The sequence below is a fragment of the Carboxylicivirga linearis genome, assembly GCF_018271995.1.
In the GTDB taxonomy this organism is placed as follows: Bacteria; Bacteroidota; Bacteroidia; order Bacteroidales; family Marinilabiliaceae; genus Carboxylicivirga; species Carboxylicivirga linearis.
The window spans coordinates 1-343 of record NZ_JAGUCO010000169.1; the positions used below are offsets into that span (position 1 = coordinate 1).

Genomic DNA, 343 nt, shown 5'->3' on the forward strand with positions numbered 1-343 from the left:
TTGGGCTTAAAACACCGGGTAGATGTTGGAAACTCAACACTTGCCCGATTTTTATGTGTGGTAAATGGTATTGATATGGATAATTACAAAAATTCGTACTTCTATCGGCTGATAGATAAAGCTCCATACATTAAAAATGACAAGAATCTTTTAGTTGACCTTGAAGTTATCAAGTTGCATTTTCAGGAACGTAATTTACCAACAGGTGACATCGAAAAAGTAATTATTGAAATTGTAACCCGATAAATTGCAAAAATACCGATTACCATTTATTGCTTTTTATTGCCATTTGAATTAAAAAAGTATCCGACAAAAACAGCAAAAAGTGTCCGATAAGGCTAAT

At 32.7% G+C, this 343-nt stretch carries 1 protein-coding gene; it reads left to right on the plus strand.

Annotated features, from left to right (window positions below; all coding sequences use genetic code 11):
- On the plus strand, window positions 1–246 hold a 246-nt coding region (locus tag KEM10_RS24160; protein ID WP_212220993.1), incomplete at its 5' end, for a hypothetical protein.
- Window positions 247–343 lie beyond the last annotated feature (97 nt).